The 19556-nt window shown below is 58.6% G+C and carries 23 protein-coding genes; 5 read left to right on the top strand and 18 right to left on the bottom strand.

Features of this window, described 5'->3' with window-relative positions; translation table 11 throughout:
* Nucleotides 1-14: 14 nt before the first annotated feature.
* From Q0D41_RS04840 to Q0D41_RS04760, 17 genes are all read right to left on the bottom strand, one after another.
* Nucleotides 15-200: a type Z 30S ribosomal protein S14 gene (locus tag Q0D41_RS04840; protein ID WP_114614849.1), complete on the bottom strand. Its 186-nt coding sequence runs from the start codon at nucleotides 198-200 to the stop codon at nucleotides 15-17.
* Nucleotides 201-248: 48 nt separating this feature from the next.
* Nucleotides 249-794 (bottom strand): 50S ribosomal protein L5, encoded by a 546-nt coding sequence (gene rplE, locus Q0D41_RS04835; RefSeq protein ID WP_114614848.1) that lies wholly within the window; start codon nucleotides 792-794, stop codon nucleotides 249-251.
* 167 nt (nucleotides 795-961) lie between these two features.
* Nucleotides 962-1273, bottom strand: a complete 312-nt coding sequence (gene rplX / locus Q0D41_RS04830; protein WP_170151663.1) for a 50S ribosomal protein L24 — start codon at nucleotides 1271-1273, stop codon at nucleotides 962-964.
* Between the two features lie 25 nt (nucleotides 1274-1298).
* The gene (gene rplN / locus Q0D41_RS04825) at nucleotides 1299-1667 is read right to left on the bottom strand and encodes a 50S ribosomal protein L14 (protein ID WP_294376009.1); all 369 of its coding nucleotides are present in this window, start codon (nucleotides 1665-1667) and stop codon (nucleotides 1299-1301) included.
* Nucleotides 1668-1707: 40 nt separating this feature from the next.
* On the bottom strand, nucleotides 1708-1971 hold the full coding sequence (gene rpsQ / locus Q0D41_RS04820; protein WP_123218657.1) for a 30S ribosomal protein S17: 264 nt from the start codon (nucleotides 1969-1971) through the stop codon (nucleotides 1708-1710).
* Between the two features lie 18 nt (nucleotides 1972-1989).
* Nucleotides 1990-2199, bottom strand: coding sequence for a 50S ribosomal protein L29 (gene rpmC, locus Q0D41_RS04815; protein ID WP_114614844.1), 210 nt, complete (start codon nucleotides 2197-2199; stop codon nucleotides 1990-1992).
* On the bottom strand, nucleotides 2199-2621 hold the full coding sequence (gene rplP, locus Q0D41_RS04810) for a 50S ribosomal protein L16 (protein WP_114614843.1): 423 nt from the start codon (nucleotides 2619-2621) through the stop codon (nucleotides 2199-2201). Before rplP ends, rpmC begins: the two co-directional genes overlap by 1 nt.
* Complete coding sequence (rpsC, locus tag Q0D41_RS04805) at nucleotides 2621-3340, bottom strand: 30S ribosomal protein S3 (RefSeq protein WP_114614842.1); 720 nt, start codon at nucleotides 3338-3340, stop codon at nucleotides 2621-2623. The genes rplP and rpsC overlap by 1 nt, the downstream gene beginning before the upstream one ends.
* A 3-nt stretch (nucleotides 3341-3343) precedes the next feature.
* A complete protein-coding gene (gene rplV, locus Q0D41_RS04800; protein ID WP_114614841.1) occupies nucleotides 3344-3682 on the bottom strand; it encodes a 50S ribosomal protein L22 in 339 nt (112 codons plus the stop codon).
* 19 nt (nucleotides 3683-3701) lie between these two features.
* Entirely contained in the window at nucleotides 3702-3971 is a 270-nt protein-coding gene (rpsS, locus tag Q0D41_RS04795; RefSeq protein WP_114614840.1) for a 30S ribosomal protein S19, read from the bottom strand.
* Between the two features lie 27 nt (nucleotides 3972-3998).
* Nucleotides 3999-4829: a 50S ribosomal protein L2 gene (gene rplB, locus Q0D41_RS04790; protein WP_114614839.1), complete on the bottom strand. Its 831-nt coding sequence runs from the start codon at nucleotides 4827-4829 to the stop codon at nucleotides 3999-4001.
* A 600-nt stretch (nucleotides 4830-5429) separates the two neighbouring features.
* Nucleotides 5430-7985 (bottom strand): DNA topoisomerase I, encoded by a 2556-nt coding sequence (locus tag Q0D41_RS04785; RefSeq protein ID WP_294375993.1) that lies wholly within the window; start codon nucleotides 7983-7985, stop codon nucleotides 5430-5432.
* A gap of 221 nt (nucleotides 7986-8206) precedes the next feature.
* On the bottom strand, nucleotides 8207-8482 hold the full coding sequence (locus Q0D41_RS04780; protein ID WP_294375990.1) for a DUF2442 domain-containing protein: 276 nt from the start codon (nucleotides 8480-8482) through the stop codon (nucleotides 8207-8209).
* Between the two features lie 129 nt (nucleotides 8483-8611).
* Nucleotides 8612-9814, bottom strand: a complete 1203-nt coding sequence (locus Q0D41_RS04775) for an MFS transporter (protein ID WP_294375985.1) — start codon at nucleotides 9812-9814, stop codon at nucleotides 8612-8614.
* 250 nt (nucleotides 9815-10064) lie between these two features.
* A complete protein-coding gene (locus tag Q0D41_RS04770) occupies nucleotides 10065-12548 on the bottom strand; it encodes a homocysteine S-methyltransferase family protein (RefSeq protein ID WP_294375983.1) in 2484 nt (827 codons plus the stop codon).
* Between the two features lie 105 nt (nucleotides 12549-12653).
* The gene (locus Q0D41_RS04765) at nucleotides 12654-13484 is read right to left on the bottom strand and encodes a deoxyribonuclease IV (protein WP_294375980.1); all 831 of its coding nucleotides are present in this window, start codon (nucleotides 13482-13484) and stop codon (nucleotides 12654-12656) included.
* 13 nt (nucleotides 13485-13497) lie between these two features.
* Nucleotides 13498-13830 carry a helix-turn-helix domain-containing protein gene (locus tag Q0D41_RS04760; protein ID WP_294375977.1) on the bottom strand — a complete coding sequence of 111 codons (333 nt, stop codon included), beginning with the start codon at nucleotides 13828-13830 and terminating at the stop codon, nucleotides 13498-13500.
* A gap of 252 nt (nucleotides 13831-14082) precedes the next feature.
* Here Q0D41_RS04760 and Q0D41_RS04755 point away from each other — a divergent pair, with 252 nt between their 5' ends.
* From Q0D41_RS04755 to Q0D41_RS04735, 5 genes are all read left to right on the top strand, one after another.
* A complete protein-coding gene (locus tag Q0D41_RS04755) occupies nucleotides 14083-14250 on the top strand; it encodes a hypothetical protein (RefSeq protein ID WP_294375974.1) in 168 nt (55 codons plus the stop codon).
* 24 nt (nucleotides 14251-14274) lie between these two features.
* Nucleotides 14275-14886, top strand: a complete 612-nt coding sequence (locus tag Q0D41_RS04750) for a 4Fe-4S binding protein (RefSeq protein WP_294375972.1) — start codon at nucleotides 14275-14277, stop codon at nucleotides 14884-14886.
* Between the two features lie 63 nt (nucleotides 14887-14949).
* On the top strand, nucleotides 14950-15996 hold the full coding sequence (acgM, locus tag Q0D41_RS04745; RefSeq protein WP_294375970.1) for a radical SAM/SPASM domain protein, ACGX system: 1047 nt from the start codon (nucleotides 14950-14952) through the stop codon (nucleotides 15994-15996).
* Entirely contained in the window at nucleotides 15975-16781 is an 807-nt protein-coding gene (locus tag Q0D41_RS04740) for a protein-ADP-ribose hydrolase (protein WP_367113809.1), read from the top strand. The genes acgM and Q0D41_RS04740 overlap by 22 nt, the downstream gene beginning before the upstream one ends.
* Nucleotides 16723-17610 (top strand): Sir2 silent information regulator family NAD-dependent deacetylase, encoded by an 888-nt coding sequence (locus tag Q0D41_RS04735; RefSeq protein WP_294375964.1) that lies wholly within the window; start codon nucleotides 16723-16725, stop codon nucleotides 17608-17610. The genes Q0D41_RS04740 and Q0D41_RS04735 overlap by 59 nt, the downstream gene beginning before the upstream one ends.
* A gap of 196 nt (nucleotides 17611-17806) precedes the next feature.
* On the opposite strand, the gene Q0D41_RS04730 is transcribed toward Q0D41_RS04735, so the two are convergent.
* Nucleotides 17807-19453, bottom strand: coding sequence for an FAD-binding protein (locus Q0D41_RS04730; RefSeq protein ID WP_294375963.1), 1647 nt, complete (start codon nucleotides 19451-19453; stop codon nucleotides 17807-17809).
* Nucleotides 19454-19556 lie beyond the last annotated feature (103 nt).

Below are 19556 nucleotides of genomic sequence, written 5' to 3'. Positions count from 1 at the left end.
CACCTAGCGTGGGCCTACCAGGAAGCCTTGGTCACGCCGGGGAGTTCGCCCTTGCTAGCCAACTCGCGCAGGCACACGCGGCACAGACCGAACTTGCGATACACAGAACGCGGACGGCCGCAGCGGGTGCAGCGGGTGTAGGCACGAGTCGAGAACTTCGGCTCGCGATTAGCCTTGGCGATCATCGATTTTTTTGCCATGCTTTCCTTCTTTCCTCTATCTCCACTCGGATTTTGCCGAATGAATTACTATTTCTTGAACGGGAAGCCCAAAGCGTCGAGAAGAGCCTTGGCCTGTTCGTTGTTTTCGGCAGTGGTGACAAAGGTGATGTCCATGCCGCGGGTACGATCGATCTTGTCGTATTCAATCTCGGGGAAGATGAGCTGCTCGGTAATGCCGAGGGTGTAGTTGCCACGGCCGTCGAAGCTCTTCGGGGAGATGCCACGGAAGTCGCGAACGCGGGGCAGAGCCATGGACAGCAGGCGGTCCAGGAACTCCCACATGCGGTCGCCACGCAGGGTAACCTTGCAGCCGATAGCCTGACCCTCGCGGATGTGGAAGCCTGCGATGGACTTCTTAGCGCGGGTGACGCAGGGCTGCTGGCCCGTGATGATGCGCATATCGTTCATAGCTGCGTCGAGCTGCTTGGAGTCAGACGCGGCTTCGCCGACGCCCATGTTCACGACGATCTTCTCAAGGCGAGGAACCTTGTTGATGTTGTCAATAGCGAGCTCGCTCTCCAGCTTGGAGACGATTTCAGATTTGTACAGTTCTTTCAGGCGAGGAGTAGCCATTGGTAAGTTTCTCCTTTGTCGATGAATTAAACGCAGGATTACCGACCCTGCGTCCCTGCCCGCCTAAGGCAGCCAGGGCCATATTCTACACGGCATAAGGCGCATCCCACAGAAAATCCGCAGGATGCGCCTTAAAATTCACTGGTTATTCAACCGGTGGACTATTTCTAGTCGATGTCTTTGCCGCACTTCTTGCAGACGCGGACCTTTTTGCCCTCGTCGTTGATGCGCTTGCCAGTGCGAACCGGCTTGCCGCAAGAGGGGCAGACCAGCATCACGTTGGAAACGTGAATGGGGGCTTCCATGGAGATGATGCCGCCCTGGGGGTTCTGCTGGGTGGGGCGAACGGCCTTCTTCACGATGCCGCAGCCTTCGACGACAACGCGGTTGCGGGTAGGAACGGAGCGCAGAATGGTGCCCTGCTTGCCCTTGTCCTTACCAGCGATGACCTGAACCTTGTCGCCCTTTTTGACCTTCATGCTGTTCATGTTTCGTGCACCTCCCTTAGAGCGTCTCAGGTGCCAGAGACACGATCTTCATGTACTTCTTGTCACGCAGCTCGCGAGCCACGGGGCCGAAGATGCGGGTGCCCTTGGGAGCACCGGAGTTGTCGATCAGCACGGCGGCGTTCTGGTCGAAGCGGATGTAAGAACCGTCCTTGCGACGGACTTCCTTCTTCACGCGAACGATGACGCAACGGACAACGTCGCCCTTCTTGACGCTGCCGTTGGGAGCTGCCTCCTTGACGCTGCAGATGATGACGTCGCCAAGGCCTGCATAGCGGCGCTTGGAGCCGCCGAGGACCTTGATGCACTGCACCTTGCGCGCGCCGGAGTTGTCGGCAACGTTCAGCATGGTTTGCATCTGAATCATTGTGCAATCCTTCCGATAGTTTAGTTACGCAACGCTTGGGCTATTTGGCCTTTTCCACGATCTCGAGGAGGCGCCAACGCTTCATCTTGGACATGGGGCGGGTCTCCATAATGGTGACGGTGTCACCGAGGCCAGCCTCGTTGTTCTCGTCGTGAGCGTGGAACTTCTTGGTGCTCGTCATCATCTTGCCATAGACAGGATGAGGCTTGCGCTCCTTGATCTCAACCACAATGGTCTTGTCGTTCGCCGCGGAAACAACGACGCCCTGACGGACCTTGCGGGAGCTACGGGTTTCTTCACTCATGTTTATCCCACCAAATCCTTATTTCAATGCGCCGGCAGCGGCGATCTCGCGGGCGCGCATTTCGGTCTGAATACGCGCGATGTCCTTCTTGACCTGCTTCACACGAGCGGTGTTGTCCAGCTGGCTGGTGGCCATCTGGAAGCGCAGGTTGAACAGCTCAGCACGAGCTTCCTTCAGCTTGACGGTAAGATCGTCAGAAGAGAGCTCGCGAATCTCGACGGCCTTCATTATTCAGCCACCTCCGATTCCTTGGTAACGATCTTGCACTTGATAGGAAGCTTCTGAATGGCGAGACGCAGGGCCTCTTTAGCGGTAGCCTCGTCGACGCCGCCGATCTCGAACATGATACGGCCGGGCTTGACGACAGCAACCCAAGCTTCCGGGTTACCCTTACCAGAACCCATGCGGGTTTCAGCCGGCTTCTGGGTGATGGGCTTGTCGGGGAAGATGGTGATCCAAACTTTACCGCCACGCTTCATGTAACGAGTCATGGCGATACGAGCGGCCTCGATCTGGCGGTTGGTGATCCAGTGAGCCTCGAGAGCCTGGATGCCGTACTCGCCGTGATGCAGCTGGGTGTAGCCCTTGGCCTTGCCCTTCATAGAGCCGCGTTGCACCTTGCGGTGGCGAATGCGCTTAGGAGCTAGCATTATTTAGCACCCCTTTCGTTGCGATCATTGCGGTCGCGACGGCCGCGCGACGGACGAGAGTTGCCCTCGAGAGCAGGCTGCGGAGTCTTGCCACCGGGGAGTTTTTCGCCGTGGTAGATCCACACTTTGATGCCGATGGAACCCATCGTGGTAGCAGCGGTGCAGAAGCCGTAGTCGATCTTCGCACGCAGGGTGTGCAGAGGCACACGACCTTCGCGGTACCACTCGCGGCGGCTCATCTCAGCGCCACCAAGACGGCCGGAGCACTGGATACGAATGCCCAGAGCGCCAGACTTGCGAGCGGACTGAACAGCCTTGCGCATGGCGCGACGGAACGCGACACGGCCTTCGAGCTGCTCAGCGATGGACTGGGCAACCAGGTTGGCGTCGAGCTCGGGGCGCTTGACCTCGATGACCTCGATGTTCACCGGGCCGCCAACGATCTTGGCGAGTTCCTTGCGGAGCTGCTCGATCTCGGAGCCCTTCTTGCCAATGACAACGCCCGGGCGAGCGGTGGTGATGATGACCTTCACCTTGTCGCCAGCGCGCTCGATCTCGACCTTGGCGACAGCGGCCTTGGCGAGATACTTGTCCAGGAACTTGCGAATCTCCATGTCGTTAGCGAGGTTCTTCGCGTAGTCCTTGTCGGAATACCAACGGCTACGCCAATCCTCGGTGATGCCGAGACGGAAGCCGGTGGGCATAACTTTCTGACCCATGCTTTATGCCTCCTTCGGCGCAACGATGATCGTGATGTGGCTGGTGCGCTTGCGGATGCGAGCGGCAGAGCCCTTTGCACGAGGACGAATGCGCTTAAACGTGGGGCCTTCGTCGACGAACGCGGCCTTCACGACCAGGTTGTCGGTGGACATGCCATGGTTGTTCTCGGCATTTGCCACGGCCGAGTTGAGAACCTTCTCAATGGTCTCGGCGATAGCGCGCTCCGAGAAGCGCAGGATTTCGCGGGCGCGGACAACGTCCTTGCCGCGGACTTGGTCGATGACGACGCGAGCCTTGCGGGGGCTCACGCGCACATACTTGGCGACTGCCTTAGCTTCCATGTGCGGTCTGCCTCCTTACTTATTTCTTGCTCTTGTCGGCGTGGCCCTTGAACGTGCGCGTAGGCGCAAATTCGCCGAGCTTGTGACCGACCATGGATTCGGTAACGTATACGGGCACGTGCTTGCGACCATCGTGCACGGCAATGGTGTGACCCACCATGTCGGGGAAGATGGTCGAGGAGCGCGACCACGTCTTGATGACGTGCTTTTCGCCAGCTTCGTTCATCGCGGCAATGCGGCCGAGAAGACGCGGCTCGACGAAAGGACCCTTCTTCAAACTTCTGCTCACGGTTTCTCCTTAGCGTTCTAGCTCGCGCTACTTCTTGCGACGACGGATGATCAGGCGGCTCGAAGCCTTCTTCGGGTTGCGGGTGCGATGGCCCTTGGTGGGCTTGCCCCACGGAGACACAGGATGACGTCCCGAAGACTTGTTCTTGCCTTCGCCACCACCGTGCGGGTGGTCGACCGGGTTCATAACCGTACCACGAACGGTCGGGCGGATGCCCTTCCAGCGGTTACGGCCAGCCTTGCCGATCTTGATGTTGGCATGCTCGGCGTTGCCGACTTCGCCAACAGTCGCGCGGCAGGTGAGCAGCACGCGGCGCATCTCAGAAGAGGGCATGCGCAGAATGGCGTACTTGCCTTCCTTACCCATGAGCTGGATAGAAGTACCAGCGGAGCGAGCCAGCGCAGCACCCTTGCCGGGCTGCAGCTCAACTGCATGGATGAGGGTACCAACAGGGATGTCAGCCAGAGCAAGCGAGTTGCCGGGCTTGATGTCGGCCTCAGAGCCAGACATAACCATGTCGCCAACCTTCAGGCCCTTCGGGTGAAGGATGTAGCGCTTCTCGCCATCAACGTAATGGAGAAGAGCGATACGGGCGGAACGGTTCGGGTCGTACTCGATGGTAGCGACCTTGGCGGGGATGCCGTCCTTGTTGCGCTTGAAGTCGATGATACGGTAACGACGCTTCACGCCGCCGCCCTGATGACGGGTGGTGATGCGACCCTTGTTGTTGCGGCCGGCCTTCTTAGGCAGCGGCGCAAGCAGCGACTTCTCGGGCTTCGTGCAGGTGATTTCGGCGAAATCCGAAACCGTCTGGAAGCGGCGACCAGCGCTGGTCGGCTTGTATTGCTTGATTCCCATCAAACAACCTTTCTTCCTTGGAAGCCTGCTCGCGTGCCACTCCATGCACGTACCAGGCGTTCCACTTACATATCGGGAACGATTGCCGAATGAGGCGCATATTGGAGTGCACGCCCTCGACTCCGTTCCCACGCGCCCGGGTGTATCCATACACATCGGGACGCAACTGCAGAATTATAAGGAGTTGGAAGTGAAATGGGGATATGAAAGCGAAGTTCACAAAATTCGCACGTTAGCCGACCTGCGGAATCGCGCAGAACGGCAGCGACTGGGCGCATGCCCTTCGGCCACGGTTCGCTACCGCTCGGCTTCGCCTCGCTATGCGCTCACCTCGCTGCGTTTCATTTAAGAATAAAAGCAAACTTGAACGCAGAGGGCCGAGAAGCATACGCCCAGTCGCTGCCGTTCTGCGTGATTCCAAGCCATTGTCGCATCGGTCTCGCGCGTGTCGGGGGCATGTCTGAGACCGTCGGTGTTCACGCTTGTCCTTCTTCAAAAAACGAAACACCGCCAAGCGGGCGCATAGTGAGCCGAAGGCGAACGATAGCCCGCTGTGGTCTCGAGCATGCCCCCGACACGCGCGAGACCGACTGGAATGCGTTATTCCTTCGCAGCGGCCTTTTTCGCCGTCGTTTTCTTTGCAGCCGTCTTTTTGGCGGGAGCCTTCTTCGCGGCAGGCTTTGCAGCCTTTTCGGCCTTCTTCACCTCGGCCTTCGCGGCCTTCTCGGCGGCTTCGCGCTCTTTGCCCAGACAGTTGAAGTTCGGACACAGCTTCCACGGGCCGCGGGCGGTGGTCACAATTACCATGGGAGCGCCGCAATCGGGGCAGGTTTCCTCGGTGGCGGTGAGCTTGCCGTATTGCGGAAGCGGGTAGCTCGTCTCGCATTCCTCGTAGTTCTCGCAACGAATGAATCGCTTGAGCGTGCGCGGGTTTTTCGACGCGATGAGCTGCTTGTCGAGACCCTTCGCGGCGCACGTCGGGCACTTCCCCACCACGATGTCGGGCTCGTGATTCGTGGGGCAATTCGGATCGATGCACTGGATGCGCGGCTTGCTGCGGAAGGCGGTCACCTTGATTTGGGGCATGCCGCACTCGGGACACTTCTCTTCGATCGCTTCAATCTTGCCCTTCGGCAGCGGATACGTCACATCGCACTCCGGCCAACCGGAGCAGCCAATGAACATCGAACGCGTTTTTTGGCTTGCGCGCAGTTGCAGGTCTTTGCCGCACTTTGGGCACGGTCCCACATATGCGTCGGCAGCCACGGCATCGGCCAGGGCATCTTTGATTTGCTCCTGGTGGGGCAAAAGCTCATTGAGCACATCGTTCAAAATGTCGCGCGACAAATCGACCACGTCTTTTTGGGTCTTGTTGCCGGCGGCAATCTGGTTCATATCTTCTTCGAGCGTCGCCGTCATGTCGGGGCTCGTGATTTGCGGCGCGAACTGACCGAGCGCGTCGCATACGGCAATGCCGAGCTGACTTGGCTCGATAGGGTCGTTCTGCACGTATTTCACCGTGTAAAGGCGCTCGATGATCGCATGGCGCGTGGCCTTGGTGCCCAAGCCTAAGCGCTCCATTTCCTGAATGAGCTTGCCCTGGCTGTAGCGCGCCGGCGGCTCGGTCTGTTTCTTTGTGCACACAGCGCCCTTGAAATCGACCGTTTGGCCTTCGACAAGAGCGGGCAGCTGCTCTTCTTTCTTCATGCCGTACGGGTAAATGGCGCGGAAGCCCGGCTTCACAACGACGTCGCCGCGCACCGCGAACGGCTCGGCGTTCACTTCGATGGTCACCTTCGTGCCTTCGATGACGGCAGCGTCGGAAAGGGTTGCCAAGAAGCGGCGCGCGATGAGGTTATAGAGCTTCCACTCAGGCGCGCCGAGCTTATCGGGGTCGGCGGCAGCCGTGGGGTGGATAGGCGGATGGTCGGTCGTTTCCTTCTTGCCACGCGTGGCAACAAGCTTGCCGCGCTTCAACAGCTCCTGGCAATACGGACGATAGGCCGCAACGTCGGAGAGCTTTTTCACCGTGCCTTCGAGGTCGAGCGATTCGGGATACACCGTGTTGTCGACACGCGGATAGGAAATATAGCCGTCCATGTACAGGCTTTCAGCCAGGCGCATGGTGCGTGCGGGAGAAAGGCCCTCGCTCGCGGCGGCGGCCATAAGCGACGTGGTATTGAACGGTACCGGAGCAGCCTGCGTGCGCTTTTTCTTCTCGATGGCGGAAACCACGCCGGAAGTTTGGCCCTCAACGTGGGACATAACAGCATTCGCGGCATCTTCGCTCTTGAAGCGAGCCGTCGCATGCGGTGCGCTGAACTCATCGGCAGCATGCTGGAAGTCGCCCTTGATCACCCAATAGTCCTCGGGAACAAACGCCATGCGCTCGCGTTCGCGAGCGACGATAAGCGCGAGCGTCGGGGTTTGCACGCGGCCCGAGCTGCGCACGTTGCCGTAACCGGCGAATTTCACGATGGTGAGATAGCGCGTGAGCACCGCACCCCAAATGAGGTCGATTTCCTGGCGGCTCTCGCCCGCCGCGGCCAGATCTTCATCAAGCTTCACGAGGTTCGTGAAGGCGTGCGTGATTTCTTCTTTCGTGATGGCCGAATAGCGCGCACGGAATACCGGCGCGGTATCGTTCACCTGTTTGATTTGGCCGAGCGCGTCAGAACCGATGAGCTCGCCTTCGCGGTCGAAGTCGGTCGCGATAATGATTTCGTCGGCCTTCTTGGCCAAGTTCTTCAAGCTGCGAATGATGTCTTTTTCCTTCGGCAGCTTCTCGATGGGCGCATATGCCAAATACGGCAACGCGTCCATCTTCCACGCGCCCATGGCGACGCCATCGGCCAAAAACGGCTTGCGCTTGGTTTTGTACGGCGGTTTCGCGAGAAAATCGGGAATGTCGGCAGGCACGACTTCGCCATCGGCGGTCACGCCCTGCCAGCCCTTCGTTTTCTTGTAGACGATTTGCGGAACGAAATCGGGCTCGAGAATGTGGCCGCGCAAGCCGATGGTTACCCATTCTTCGCCATCGAGTTCGAAACGATAGACGGGCGTGTTGTAAACCTTGTCGGCCTTCGGCTTTTTAATGCCCAGCAAATCGGCGATTTTCTGGGCGGCGATATTCTTCTCAGTAACGACGAGCTTCAAAGCGAGTCCTCCCGATTTCTTACCTATATATAGGGCATGCAACGCCGCGCCGTCTCACCCGATGCGCGCAGCGACGCTCGGCGTTCGCCGCCAAATCGCGCGATATGTGACAAACATGCCGGCATGCGAATGCTAAACGCCCGATAGCATACACGAAATTGCAACAATCGGGCGAATTTTTGCAAAGAGCGTTGAGTAGATACAGCGAGCGAAAAGGAGATCTAGTCGCGATTATCGAGCGGAACGCTCATTTCATACAGCTCATGCGGCGCAACATCCTGTTCATGCGGCCACACGACCGTATCGCGAAACATCGGTTCTATGGAGACCTGGGCAAAATATGCCGGATCTGCAAGCTCGCCCATCCATGAGCCTCGGATATGCGGCGTCATGTCGAAAAGTCGACGCTCGCCCGTTTCGTACGTGAATTCGATACGATTGTTTTCTTTGGCCGAAACGTCCACCAGACAAGGGAACGGACCGCTATCGTCCATCATGGCCTCCCCTTTCGAATTCATCTCAAAGGTTCAATCTTATAGGGGGTTTCACCACATAGTAACATATCCCAATTCGCGCAAAGTTCATCATGGTGCAGCGCCGCCCAGGCAACAACGAGCTTGGCTGGTTTATTCGGCCGGCTTGGTGCGACGCATGGCGGGAATAAGGAACACGCACGCGATTGCGACCGCCGCAGCGCCAATGAGCGCGCCTGCGAAGCATACCGACCCCATGCCGAAAGCGGTGCTCACCGCGCCGCCCACCGCCGAGCCGCCGCCGATTCCCAGGTTAAAAATGCCCGAGTAAATTGCCGTGGCGACCGCCGCCGCCTGCGGAGGCGCAAAGCGCAATATCTCTGACTGGTAGGCCACGTTGAACGACACACCGCAAATGCCCCACAGCACGAGCACCACAAGCACCGAGCCCATGCCGCCGAGCGCAGCTGGCATCATAAGCGCGAGCGCGAGCGCCACGCCGGCGAGCGAAACGCGAATGTACCAATAGCGGCGACGCCGGCCCACGTAGAAGCGCGCAAACAAAAAGCTGCCAATGACGCCCGCCACGCCGAACATCATGAGCGAAGTGGTGATGGCTTCATCGGAAAGCCCGCCGATCTGCTGCAGATAGGGCTCCACGTAGCTGTAGCCCGTGTAATAGGCCGTGGCGATGACGGCCGTGCCCACGAACAGCGACAGCAGCACCGGGTTTTTCACCAGGCTGGGAAGCTGGCTCACCTTAAACGGTTCGCCCGCGCTCATTTTCGGCACGGCGAAGAAGAGTACCACGAGCAGCACGACCGTGAACGCCGCGATGCACGCGAACGTCATGCGCCAGCCGAGCGCCAGGCCGACGACGCGTCCCAAGGGCAGACCGAGAATCTGGGCGATTGAAGAGCCCGTAACGATGGCGGAAAGCGCGATTGAGCGATGCTCGAGCGAGACGGCGCGCGCCGCGATGGAAGGCGCAATGGACCAGAAGATCGCGTGCGCGCACGCGACGATGAGGCGGGCACCCATGAGCGGGAAATAGCCGGGGGCAAGCGCCGAACAGAGCTGTCCTACGCCGAACACCCCGACCACCACCAAAAGCAGCGGGCGGAAGCTGAACCGCGACGTCGCCACCATGAGCGGCACCGACGACAGGCACACCGCCCACGCATACGCCGTGATAAGAATGCCGCCCGTCGCTTCATTCACGCCAAAATCGGCCGAGATGTCAACAAGCAGGCCAATGGGCATGAATTCCGACGTGTTGAATATGAACGCCGTTGCCGCAACCGAGATAATCGCCGCCCATTCGCGAGCCGTTATTTTCCCAGCATTCGATGCCACGCCTTTGCATCCCTTCTTCTCTACGCAGGGCCACCGAGCACGTTCGGGAATCGCCTTCAGCATTCCACCGCGCGAACCGCTGCCTTGCATTCTGCTTTCTGAAGGAGTGGATTATAGAACAAGCCGCCGAGGGCAATAATCCCCCGGCGGCTTTCTTGCAAAAGGTTTACACGTGTAACGTCGCGGCTTCAAATTCCCACGGCAGGAGCAGGGTGGCGGACGGGAATCGACCTGAGGCGCGTGCGAATTGCTACGCGCCCAGCACCTCGCCACAGACCTTCGCGCTTTCGGCGGCGTCTTTGCAGTAGTAGTCGGCGCCGACCATTTCGGCGTATTCGGCGGTAATAACCGCGCCACCCACAAACACTTTCACCTCGGGCGCCTGCTCACGCAGAAGCGCGATGGTGTCTTCCATGCCGCGCACGGTCGTGGTCATGAGCGCGGAAAGGCCCACGAGCTTGATATCGTGTTCGCGCACGCAATTGAGCACCGCCTGCGGCTCCACGTCGCGGCCTAGGTCATATACCGTGTAGCCGTAGTTTTCAAGCAGCATGCGCACGATGTTCTTGCCGATATCGTGAATGTCGCCCTTCACCGTGGCAATGGCGACCGAGCCCTTGTCGGCAACGGCTCCGCTGCCGCCCTGTTCTTTGATGACGTCGAAGCCGGCTTTCGCCGCTTCTGCCGACGCCATGAGCTGGGGCAGGAAGAACGTGCCTTTCTCGAAACGCTCGCCCACGTCATCGAGCGCGGGAATCAAGTGGCCGTTGATAACCTCCATGGCATCGCACGTTTCAAGCAATTTCGAAACCGCCTCGGGCATGTTGGCCTTGCGGCCCGTGACCACGAAGCGGCGCAATCCGAAATCGGCCGCATCGTCGAAGCCGTCGCTCGCGGCGGGCGCGGGCGCCGAGGCGCTTCCCTGCCCCGTCGCGGCTCCAGGGGCGCCAGCCACGGCCGACATGCTCTTGTTCGCGTATTCGGAAATGTAGGCCTGCGCCGAGACGTCTTGCCCGCACAACACGCGCCACGTATCGACGATTTCGCGATAGCGCGCGGAAAGCGGGTTCAGAATGGGCATGTCGAGGCCCGCCGAAAACGCCGCCGCCAAGAAGGTGGCGTTCACGATTTCACGCAAAGGCAAGCCGAAGCTCACGTTCGACACGCCGAGCACCGTACGCACGCCCAGGCGCTCTTTCACCATCGTGATGGCACGCAAGATCTCAACGACTTCAGCCTGATTGGTCGACGCGGCCATAACCAGGCAATCGATGAAGATATCGCTGCGCGGAATGCCGTATTTGTCAGCTTCTTCCACAATGCGCTGCGCCACGGCGAAACGGCCCTCGGCCGTAGGCGGAATGCCCTGCTCGTCAAGCGCGAGGCCCACAACCGCGCAGCCGTAGTGCTTGGCGATAGGCAGCACGGCATCAAGGCTTTCTTGCTTGCCGTTCACGGAGTTGATAATCGGCTTGCCCGAATACACGCGCACGGCGGCTTCTACGGCAATCGGATCCGAAGAGTCGATTTGCAAGGGCAAAGGCGACACGCCCTGGATTTTGCCCACGAGCGACACGAGCGTCGCCGCCTCGTCGATTTCGGGCAGGCCGGCATTCACGTCAAGCGCGTCGGCGCCCGCTTCCGTCTGGGAAATGGCTTCGCCCAGCACATAGTCGAGATTGCCCTCGCGAAGCGCGGCCTTGAGCTTCTTCTTGCCCGTAGGGTTGATGCGCTCGCCAATGGTGGCAACGTCGCGACCAGTCAGAAGCGTGGCATGGCTCGCCGACGTAATGCCGCACGCAGGAACCACGTCGCGCTCGACAGGCGCGCGGCCCGCCACGAGCGCCGCCTCTTTCGCGATATAGTCGGGATTCGTGCCGCAGCAACCGCCCACAACCGACACGCCTTCGTCGACCATCGCCGCCACGGCTTCGATGTATTCATCGGGAGTCACCGAGAACACAGTTTCGCCATCGACGATGCTCGGCAAGCCGGCATTGGCCTGCACCATGACGGGAACCGTGGACGCTTTGAGCATTTCGCTCACCATAGGGCGCAGGTCGTTGGGGCCAAGCGAGCAATTCACGCCCAGCACATCGACGCCGAGCGACGAAAGCACGATGGCCGCGATTTGGGGGCTCGTGCCCAAGAACGTGCGGCCATCTTCGCCGAAGGTCATCGTGGCGAAGATGGGCAGATTGGAGTTTTCCTTCGCGGCGAGAATGGCAGCCTTCATCTCAAGAAGGTCGGCCATGGTTTCAATGATGAACAAATCGGCCCCAGCCGCATCGGCCGCACGCACCTGTTCGGCGAACAGCTCATACGCTTCATCGAAGGGCATAGTGCCGAGCGGCTCGAGCAGCGCGCCCGTAGGGCCAATATCGGCTGCCACGTATTTCGCGCCCGACGCCTTGCCGCATGCAATGGCCGCCGCGAACACATCGGCCACGCTGGCGGCATCGCCAAGCTTGCGGCGATTCGCGCCGAAGGTGTTGGCACTCACAACCTCGCTTCCCGCCTCCACATATTGGGCATGGATGCCCGTGATTTCCTCGGGGTTCGTAAGACATAAAAGCTCCGGAAGCTCGCCTGCCTCAAGCCCCGCCTGCTGCAGCATGGTTCCCATCGCGCCGTCGAATACCAAAAAACGCCCGCCGCGCAGCACGGCTGCCATGGTTTCGTCGCAGCGAACAACACGCATCGCGCGCGTAGGATTATCGTTGATAGGCGTCATAACACGTCCCCCTTCGAAATGAATGCGGCCATTATCGCGCAGAAACGAACGAAGGGCCGTCACAATGACGGCCCTTCACGCGACTTTCTATCAATTGGCGCAAAACTATTCGGCAAGGCTGCGCAACAAAGCGATTTCCTCGGCATAGTCAGGCAGTTCATTGGGAGTTTCCAGAATGAACGGCAACTCACGCAGCGCGGGGTGGTTCACGATACGCTCGAATGCCTCAACGCCGATGAAGCCTTGGCCGATTTTCTCGTGGCGGTCTTTGTGCGCGCCGCAAGGGTTTTTCGAATCGTTGATATGCACTGCGCGCAAGCGAGGCAGCCCCACCACGCGATCGAATTCCTCCAGCACGCCATCGAGGTCGCCAACAATATCGTAGCCGCCGTCCCATACATGGCACGTATCGAGGCACACACCCACATGGTCGGCAAGCTCCACGCGCTCGATAATCGCCGCAAGCTCCTCAAACGTTCGGCCCACTTCGGTGCCCTTGCCCGCCATGGTTTCGAGCAGCACCGTTGTGGTTTGTTCAGGTGCGAGCACCTCGTTGAGCAGGCTCGCAATGAGCTCGATGCCGTATTCGGCGCCCTGCTTCACGTGGCTGCCCGGGTGGAAGTTGTAGTAGCTGTACGGAACGGCTTCCATACGCACCAAATCGTCGGCCATGCACATGCGGGCGAATTCGCGCGCCTCGGGCTTGGCCGAGCAAGGGTTGAGCGTATAAGGCGCATGCGCCACCAATAGGCCAAAATCGTGTTCAGCCATGAGCTCTCGCAATGCCGCGGCATCGGCCGCATCAATTGCCTTGGCCGAACCGCCGCGCGGGTTGCGCGTGAAAAACGCGAACGTATTCGCGCCAAGGGAAAGCGCCGTGCGCCCCATGGCGGCAAAACCTTTCGAGGTAGACAGATGGCATCCAATAGTGAGCATATTGTAACCTCCTTTACGCCTCGCGCACGAGCCGCTGATATCCTGTCCCCCATTCAACCATGGAATCTATCAGGGGCAGAAGGCTCTTACCAACGTCAGAAAGCGCATATTCCGTACGAATGGGCGTTTCAGGAATCACCGTACGAGTGACAAGGCCCGCCGACTCCATTTCTTTGAGATTCGACGAGAGTACCTTTTGGCTGATGCCGGGAATGGCTCGCTGCAAGGCATTGAAACCATACGGCTGGTCGATGAGCTGCTGAATGATATAGATCTTCCATTTGTTGCCGAACAGCTGAAAGCACGTGGCAACAGGGCACGGGGGCAGTTCTTCCTTGGTAAGCATGCCAATCCTTTCTCGCATATTCGCGGTACCACGATATTGGGCGAGGCTTTTCGCGCGGCCAAATCGCACCTGTCCACGATGCGATTCCATTATCGCAGCCGCTAACGAAATTGCACCTACTTACCTTTTGGTAAGCGGGTAATAGTTTAGTGCCTTCTTTTGCATGAATTCACTTTTTCGGATGATAGTCATGCGCGAAAACGCGCTTCATCACGACGCTTCCACCGATGCGTCACGTCGAAAGGAATCACCATGTCCGAGAACCTCTCCAACGTCGCCGCCTTCGCCGCTTGCGGCACCGCCGACCCCAAAGCGGCTCCTGCTTGCGGCACCGCATGTGGCACCGCCGAGCCTGCGCCCGCCTGCGGCACCGCCGACCCGAAGGCTGCACCCGCCTGCGGCTCCGCCGACGCTCAGTAATCAATCCTCGTAGAAAGGCTCGTAATGGACGCGCAAACCTGTCTCGCAAAAATGAAACTCGCTGGAACGCTTTCGCTCGCAACGACCGACGCAACCGGCGCCCCTCATATTCGTTGCGTGAGCGCCGTTCATTACGAGCCCGATGCCATTTATTTCTTTACTGCTCGTGGCAAAGAAATGACTCAGCAGCTTTTGGCGGACGGCAGAATCCAAACGCTCGTGCACACGCGCTTCAACGAAATGATTCGCATGAGCGGCGCAGCCAAACCCGCGCCGCAAAATGAGCAGAAAAAGTGGATTGACGTTATTTTTTCCGAACAGCCCTACCTCTCCAACGTATATCCAGGTGACACGCGCGATATCGGCATCATCTTCAAAGTGAGCAACATCGCAATCGATTACTTCAACCTCGGAACCCATCCCATCGAGCGTGCGGTGTATACGCTTGACGGCACGTCCCCTTCCGCCAAAGGCTACCGAATAACCGATGACTGCATTGGCTGCGGCACATGCTTGAAGCACTGTCCTCAAAAGTGCATCACGCCTGGAGATATGTACCGCATCCAACAGAATCATTGCTTGCACTGCGGCTCGTGCGCCGAAAACTGCCCCGTCGACGCCATCGAGCGCCTCTAACAACGCCCGCTCAACACCCGCGCCCCAAACTCATAAAACCCTCCTTTATAGAAAGGATTACCCATGGCCCCCAAGCCCGCATTTGCATTTCAATGGCACATCACCGATGAATGCGACCAGCGCTGCAAGCATTGCTACATTTTCGCCAACGGCGACTGCGCTGGATTCACGCGCATGCCGTGGAGCCAAATGGAGGAAGTCGTCGATCAAGCCGAGGAGCTTTGCGAAAAGCTCAATCGACAGCCCTATTTCTACGTGACTGGTGGCGACCCCATCTTGCACCCAGACTTCTGGCGGCTAGCGGAGCTTTTGCATGAACGTGGTTTCATGTGGTGTGTCATGGGCAATCCCTTCCATTTGGACGACGAAACCTGCCGTCGCATGAAAGAACTCGGCTGCCGCAAATACCAGCTCTCACTCGACGGGCTCGAAGCTACGCACGATTATTTCCGTAAACCCGGCTCGTTCGCCGATACGCTGCGCGCCATTGAATGCCTTAAGCGCGCAGGCATTTGGGTCGCCATCATGAATACCGTTTCGAGCACGAACGCGCACGAGCTGCCGAAACTCATCGATTTAGTGGCAAGCCTCGAGGTCGATGTGTTCGCCTTCGGGCGCTACTGCCCCACCTCGGGCCAGGCGCGCGACGAATTCCATATGGAACCCCTGGAATATCGCAACGTGCTCCTCGCGGCGCAAGAGCGCATCGATTATCACCAATCATGTGGTTGCAAAACGTTCTTCCAGCTCAAAGACCATCTATGGACGTTGCTTTTATGGGAACAGGGACGCTTCACCATCCCCAAAGACGCCAAACCGGGCATGATATACGATGGATGCCACTGCGGAACGGGCCACATGACCGTGCTGCCCACGGGAGACGTGTACGCGTGCCGCCGCATGGAGAGCAAAATCGGAAATGTAGCAGAGAACACGCTCGAAAGCCTGTTCTTCTCGCCCGCCATGGAAGCCAAGCGCGAATTCAAGAAATTCAAAAAATGCTCTACATGCGAGCTGTTCGGCTGGTGTCGCGGATGTCCCGCCGTCACGTTTGGCTACACGGGCGACATGTACGATGCCGACCCGCAATGCTGGAAGGACCTAAACTGATGAATCAGGCGCACCGCAGGCTCTTTCTTATCAGAGCCCTTCTTGAGGAGCGCGGAGAATCCTCCTTGACGAAAATCCCCGAGGAAGAAACAAAACAGAGAGAGCTGCTGCGGGCACTCATGAATACGCGCATGCCAGAAGCCCTAACGCCCGATATACTCGCCATCCAAGATGCATATCTGCAACAACGCCTTATTGAGCGCGGAGGCGCGACAAGCGCACGAACGCTCAATTATCGCAACCGCATAGCCCTCTGGCGCGGAGATATCACGCTTCTTGCCGCCGATGCCATCGTCAACGCCGCGAACGACCAGATGCTCGGGTGCTTCGTGCCCGGGCACCACTGCATCGACAACGCCATTCACACTTTCGCGGGTATGCAACTGCGCGCCGCGTGCGCCAAGCTCATGCGCACCCAAGGGCGCCCCGAGCCAACAGGCCACGTGAAAGTCACGCCCGCATTCAACTTGCCGAGCCGCTTCGTGTTCCACACCGTGGGGCCCATCGTCGCCAACGCCCGTCCAAGCAATACCGATGAGCTGCTGCTTCGCCAGTGCTATGAGCGCTGCCTTACCGCGGCAACCGAGCGCCATTTGGACACCATCGCATTCTGTTGCATATCAACAGGCGTGTTCGGCTACCCCCAACGCGATGCAGCGCGCATCGCCCTCGATACCGTCACTGGCTACCTACAGGAAAACGACCCCCATCTCAAGGTGATATTCGATGTATTTCTCCCGTCTGACGAAGCAATCTACCGAGAGCTTCTCGGAACAAATCGATAAACTGCAAAACGCGATTGAGTCGGCCGATGCCGTTGTAATAGGCGCGGGCGCAGGACTTTCCGCCGCAGCAGGCTACACATATACAGGCGAGCGTTTCGAGCGCCTTTTTGGCGATTTCGCCGCGAAATATGGTTTTACCGATATGTATGCGGGCGGATTCTATCCCTACAAAACTTTTGAGGAGTATTGGGCGTTTTGGAGCCGATACATCGCGTGCAACCGCTTCGATCCAATTCCAAAGCCCGTCTATGAGCAGCTGCTCGAGCTCATGCGCGGCCGCGATTACTTCGTGCTCACCACCAACGTTGATCACTGCTTCCAACGCGCGGGATTCGACAAGCATCGCCTGTTCTATACGCAAGGCGATTACGGCCTCTTCCAATGCAGCCGCCCATGCTGCCAAAAAACCTGGGACAATAAAGAGAGCGTTCTTGCCATGGTGAATCAACAAGACAACATGCGCATACCAAGCGAACTTGTGCCCCACTGCCCCCATTGCGGATCGCACGCAACGATGAACCTGCGCTCTGATGACACCTTCGTCGAAGACGAAGGCTGGCACGTCGCCGCCAATCGATACCGCGATTTCCTTCATCGCCACAAAGGCATGCGAACGCTGTTTTTGGAATTCGGCGTCGGCGGCAACACGCCCGGCATTATCAAGTATCCGTTTTGGCAAATGACCGCCGAAAACCACTATGCCACGTACGCCTGCGTAAATCTCGGTGAAGCGGTGGCTCCTATCGAAATCGAACGTCAATCGATTCTCATCGACGCAAGTGCCGATGAGGTCATCGGCGCGCTTCGCGCGAAGCGAGCAAATCGATAGCCTTTCGCACGCGCCGCGCCATCCCGATGCACTGCAGAGCAGGTTGAAAAATCGATTCGAAGCCGCATTATAGCCCCAACATACGAAAAGCGGACCGCACCATGTGCGGTCCGCTTTCAAGCTTCGGCTAGCGCAAGGGAGGGAGGACGCTCAGCCGACAGAGGTATCGGAAATGCGGGCGGTGCGCCCTTCTCGCCTAAAGGCTCGCGACGTATTTACCCGTGACGTAACCCTGGGTATGCGCACGACCGAGAGACAAACCGGGCATCCACATCGTGTAGTCAATGCCGCAATAGAAATCACCTGCGGTGTTGCCAATGGCGTAGAGGCCCTTGATCGGCTCGGTGGAATCGGCCTTGAGCACTTCCATGTGTTCGCCGACGTGCACGCCAGAAACAACGGCCGACACACGAACCTTGCGATGGATGCCATAGAACGGCGGGGTGTCGATCGTAGTAAGCCATTTGCCGTCTTTGCCAAAGTCTTCGTCTTTGCCTTCAGCCGCAAGAGCGTTATAGCGCTCAACGCTCTTCTTGAACGCCGCGGCGTCGGTAATGCCCAGCTTCGTGGCAAGCTCATCAAGGGTGTCGGCCTTGAAAGTTGCGACCTGGTCTTCGTACACGCCCTTCTTTTCGCCGCTTTCCTCAGGCATATACGCCTTCAGAGCATCGGGATCGAACAGCTTGCCAGGCCATGCCTCAGCCTGCGTCATGTAATTCGAATCGAAAATCTGGCAGTAATTGCCCGCATCCTCCTCGCTGCGCAGGAAGCAATTCATGCGGGACATACCAGCGGTTTCGTCGGCAAAACGCTCGCCGTTCATTTTCACGGCCAAAAATGGCATATCGCACATGGAACCCGGGCCAGCATCGAAATCGTGCAGCATCTTGGTGTGGGCAATCGGCTCAATTTGGCCGCCAGCCCACACGGCCATCTTGATGCCGTCGCCAGTTTTGTTGTTCTGCTTGCGACCCAGATAATGCAAATCGGGCAGATAGTAATCCATCATCTCATCGTCGTTCTGGTAATCGCCCGCGGCAAGGATAACGCCCTTCTTGGCATTGAACTGAACATTGCCATCGGCGCCCTTGGCGATAACGCCCGTGATGCCGCTTTCCGCATCGCCAACGAGCTGCTTCGCCTCGGTGCTATAGAAAACCTCGACGCCCTGCTCTTCGGCATAGTCGGCCAAGGCACGCATACCGTCGCCCGTGTTATAGGGCTTCGGGCCGAAATCGATGGACAGATAGCTCAACGGGTACCCATTCACGGTTTGCACCGTAGAGGTCCACTTCTTGGTCGTGTCGGAAACCTGGGCGCCAACCTTCTGGGCCAGATCGAAAATCCACGTAATCGCCTCGCCGGAATTCTTGGCCCACAGTTCAACTTGGGCACGGTTGCCGCGGAATTGGTGCTCCTTGAGCAGCGTCGATACAACAGCGGAAACGCCCGCGGGGTCGGAACCGTCAAGAAGAATGCCCGTGGCGGTATTGCCCTGAGAAATCGCAGTCGCTTCTTTCTGGATAAGGGCAACGGTCGCGCCAGCCTCTTTGGCGGAAATCGCGGCAGGAACGCCCGCGGCGCCTGCGCCAACAATCACGATGTCGTATTCCTTTGTTTCTTTGATATCAGTAATGGGCTCGGGCGCAGACAGGAACGACGGCGTGCCGGCACGATAATGGCCCGCAATATCGTTGACCTTCTTGTCGTCGGCGGCGGCGTTTCCGCCTTCCGTTTTCTTCTCGCCAGAAGGCGAGCAGCCCGCGAGCATCGAAGCACCCATGGCGCCAGCAGCTGCCACGCCGCCGATTTTGAACAAATCCCTACGGCTCATTTCCTTCATGATGAAACCCTCCTCGTTCATCCTCGTTTCGACGGCGCCCCGCACATTGTGCGGTCCCTTTTGCCCCGTCGGCATGGCTGCACCATATGCCCGAAAAAAGGCT

This window comes from uncultured Slackia sp., from assembly GCF_934630525.1.
Taxonomy (GTDB): Bacteria; Actinomycetota; Coriobacteriia; order Coriobacteriales; family Eggerthellaceae; genus Slackia.
The sequence above is the reverse complement of the archived record's forward strand: the minus strand, read 5'-3'. Positions and strand labels throughout refer to the sequence as shown.

What these genes read in the sequence shown, in the direction of transcription:
- Q0D41_RS04840 (WP_114614849.1), bottom strand. Translation starts at nt 200, where the DNA reads ATGGCAAAAAAATCGATGATCGCCAAGGCTAATCGCGAGCCGAAGTTC.
- rplE (WP_114614848.1), bottom strand. Translation starts at nt 794, where the DNA reads ATGGCTACTCCTCGCCTGAAAGAACTGTACAAATCTGAAATCGTCTCC.
- rplX (WP_170151663.1), bottom strand. Translation starts at nt 1,273, where the DNA reads ATGAAGGTCAAAAAGGGCGACAAGGTTCAGGTCATCGCTGGTAAGGAC.
- rplN (WP_294376009.1), bottom strand. Translation starts at nt 1,667, where the DNA reads ATGATTCAGATGCAAACCATGCTGAACGTTGCCGACAACTCCGGCGCG.
- rpsQ (WP_123218657.1), bottom strand. Translation starts at nt 1,971, where the DNA reads ATGAGTGAAGAAACCCGTAGCTCCCGCAAGGTCCGTCAGGGCGTCGTT.
- rpmC (WP_114614844.1), bottom strand. Translation starts at nt 2,199, where the DNA reads ATGAAGGCCGTCGAGATTCGCGAGCTCTCTTCTGACGATCTTACCGTC.
- rplP (WP_114614843.1), bottom strand. Translation starts at nt 2,621, where the DNA reads ATGCTAGCTCCTAAGCGCATTCGCCACCGCAAGGTGCAACGCGGCTCT.
- rpsC (WP_114614842.1), bottom strand. Translation starts at nt 3,340, where the DNA reads ATGGGTCAGAAAGTTATGCCCACCGGCTTCCGTCTCGGCATCACCGAG.
- rplV (WP_114614841.1), bottom strand. Translation starts at nt 3,682, where the DNA reads ATGGAAGCTAAGGCAGTCGCCAAGTATGTGCGCGTGAGCCCCCGCAAG.
- rplB (WP_114614839.1), bottom strand. Translation starts at nt 4,829, where the DNA reads ATGGGAATCAAGCAATACAAGCCGACCAGCGCTGGTCGCCGCTTCCAG.
- Q0D41_RS04780 (WP_294375990.1), bottom strand. Translation starts at nt 8,482, where the DNA reads ATGATGGACGATAGCGGTCCGTTCCCTTGTCTGGTGGACGTTTCGGCC.
- Q0D41_RS04770 (WP_294375983.1), bottom strand. Translation starts at nt 12,548, where the DNA reads ATGACGCCTATCAACGATAATCCTACGCGCGCGATGCGTGTTGTTCGC.
- Q0D41_RS04765 (WP_294375980.1), bottom strand. Translation starts at nt 13,484, where the DNA reads ATGCTCACTATTGGATGCCATCTGTCTACCTCGAAAGGTTTTGCCGCC.
- Q0D41_RS04760 (WP_294375977.1), bottom strand. Translation starts at nt 13,830, where the DNA reads ATGCTTACCAAGGAAGAACTGCCCCCGTGCCCTGTTGCCACGTGCTTT.
- Q0D41_RS04755 (WP_294375974.1), top strand. Translation starts at nt 14,083, where the DNA reads ATGTCCGAGAACCTCTCCAACGTCGCCGCCTTCGCCGCTTGCGGCACC.
- Q0D41_RS04750 (WP_294375972.1), top strand. Translation starts at nt 14,275, where the DNA reads ATGGACGCGCAAACCTGTCTCGCAAAAATGAAACTCGCTGGAACGCTT.
- acgM (WP_294375970.1), top strand. Translation starts at nt 14,950, where the DNA reads ATGGCCCCCAAGCCCGCATTTGCATTTCAATGGCACATCACCGATGAA.
- Q0D41_RS04740 (WP_367113809.1), top strand. Translation starts at nt 15,975, where the DNA reads ATGCTGGAAGGACCTAAACTGATGAATCAGGCGCACCGCAGGCTCTTT.
- Q0D41_RS04735 (WP_294375964.1), top strand. Translation starts at nt 16,723, where the DNA reads ATGTATTTCTCCCGTCTGACGAAGCAATCTACCGAGAGCTTCTCGGAA.
- Q0D41_RS04730 (WP_294375963.1), bottom strand. Translation starts at nt 19,453, where the DNA reads ATGAAGGAAATGAGCCGTAGGGATTTGTTCAAAATCGGCGGCGTGGCA.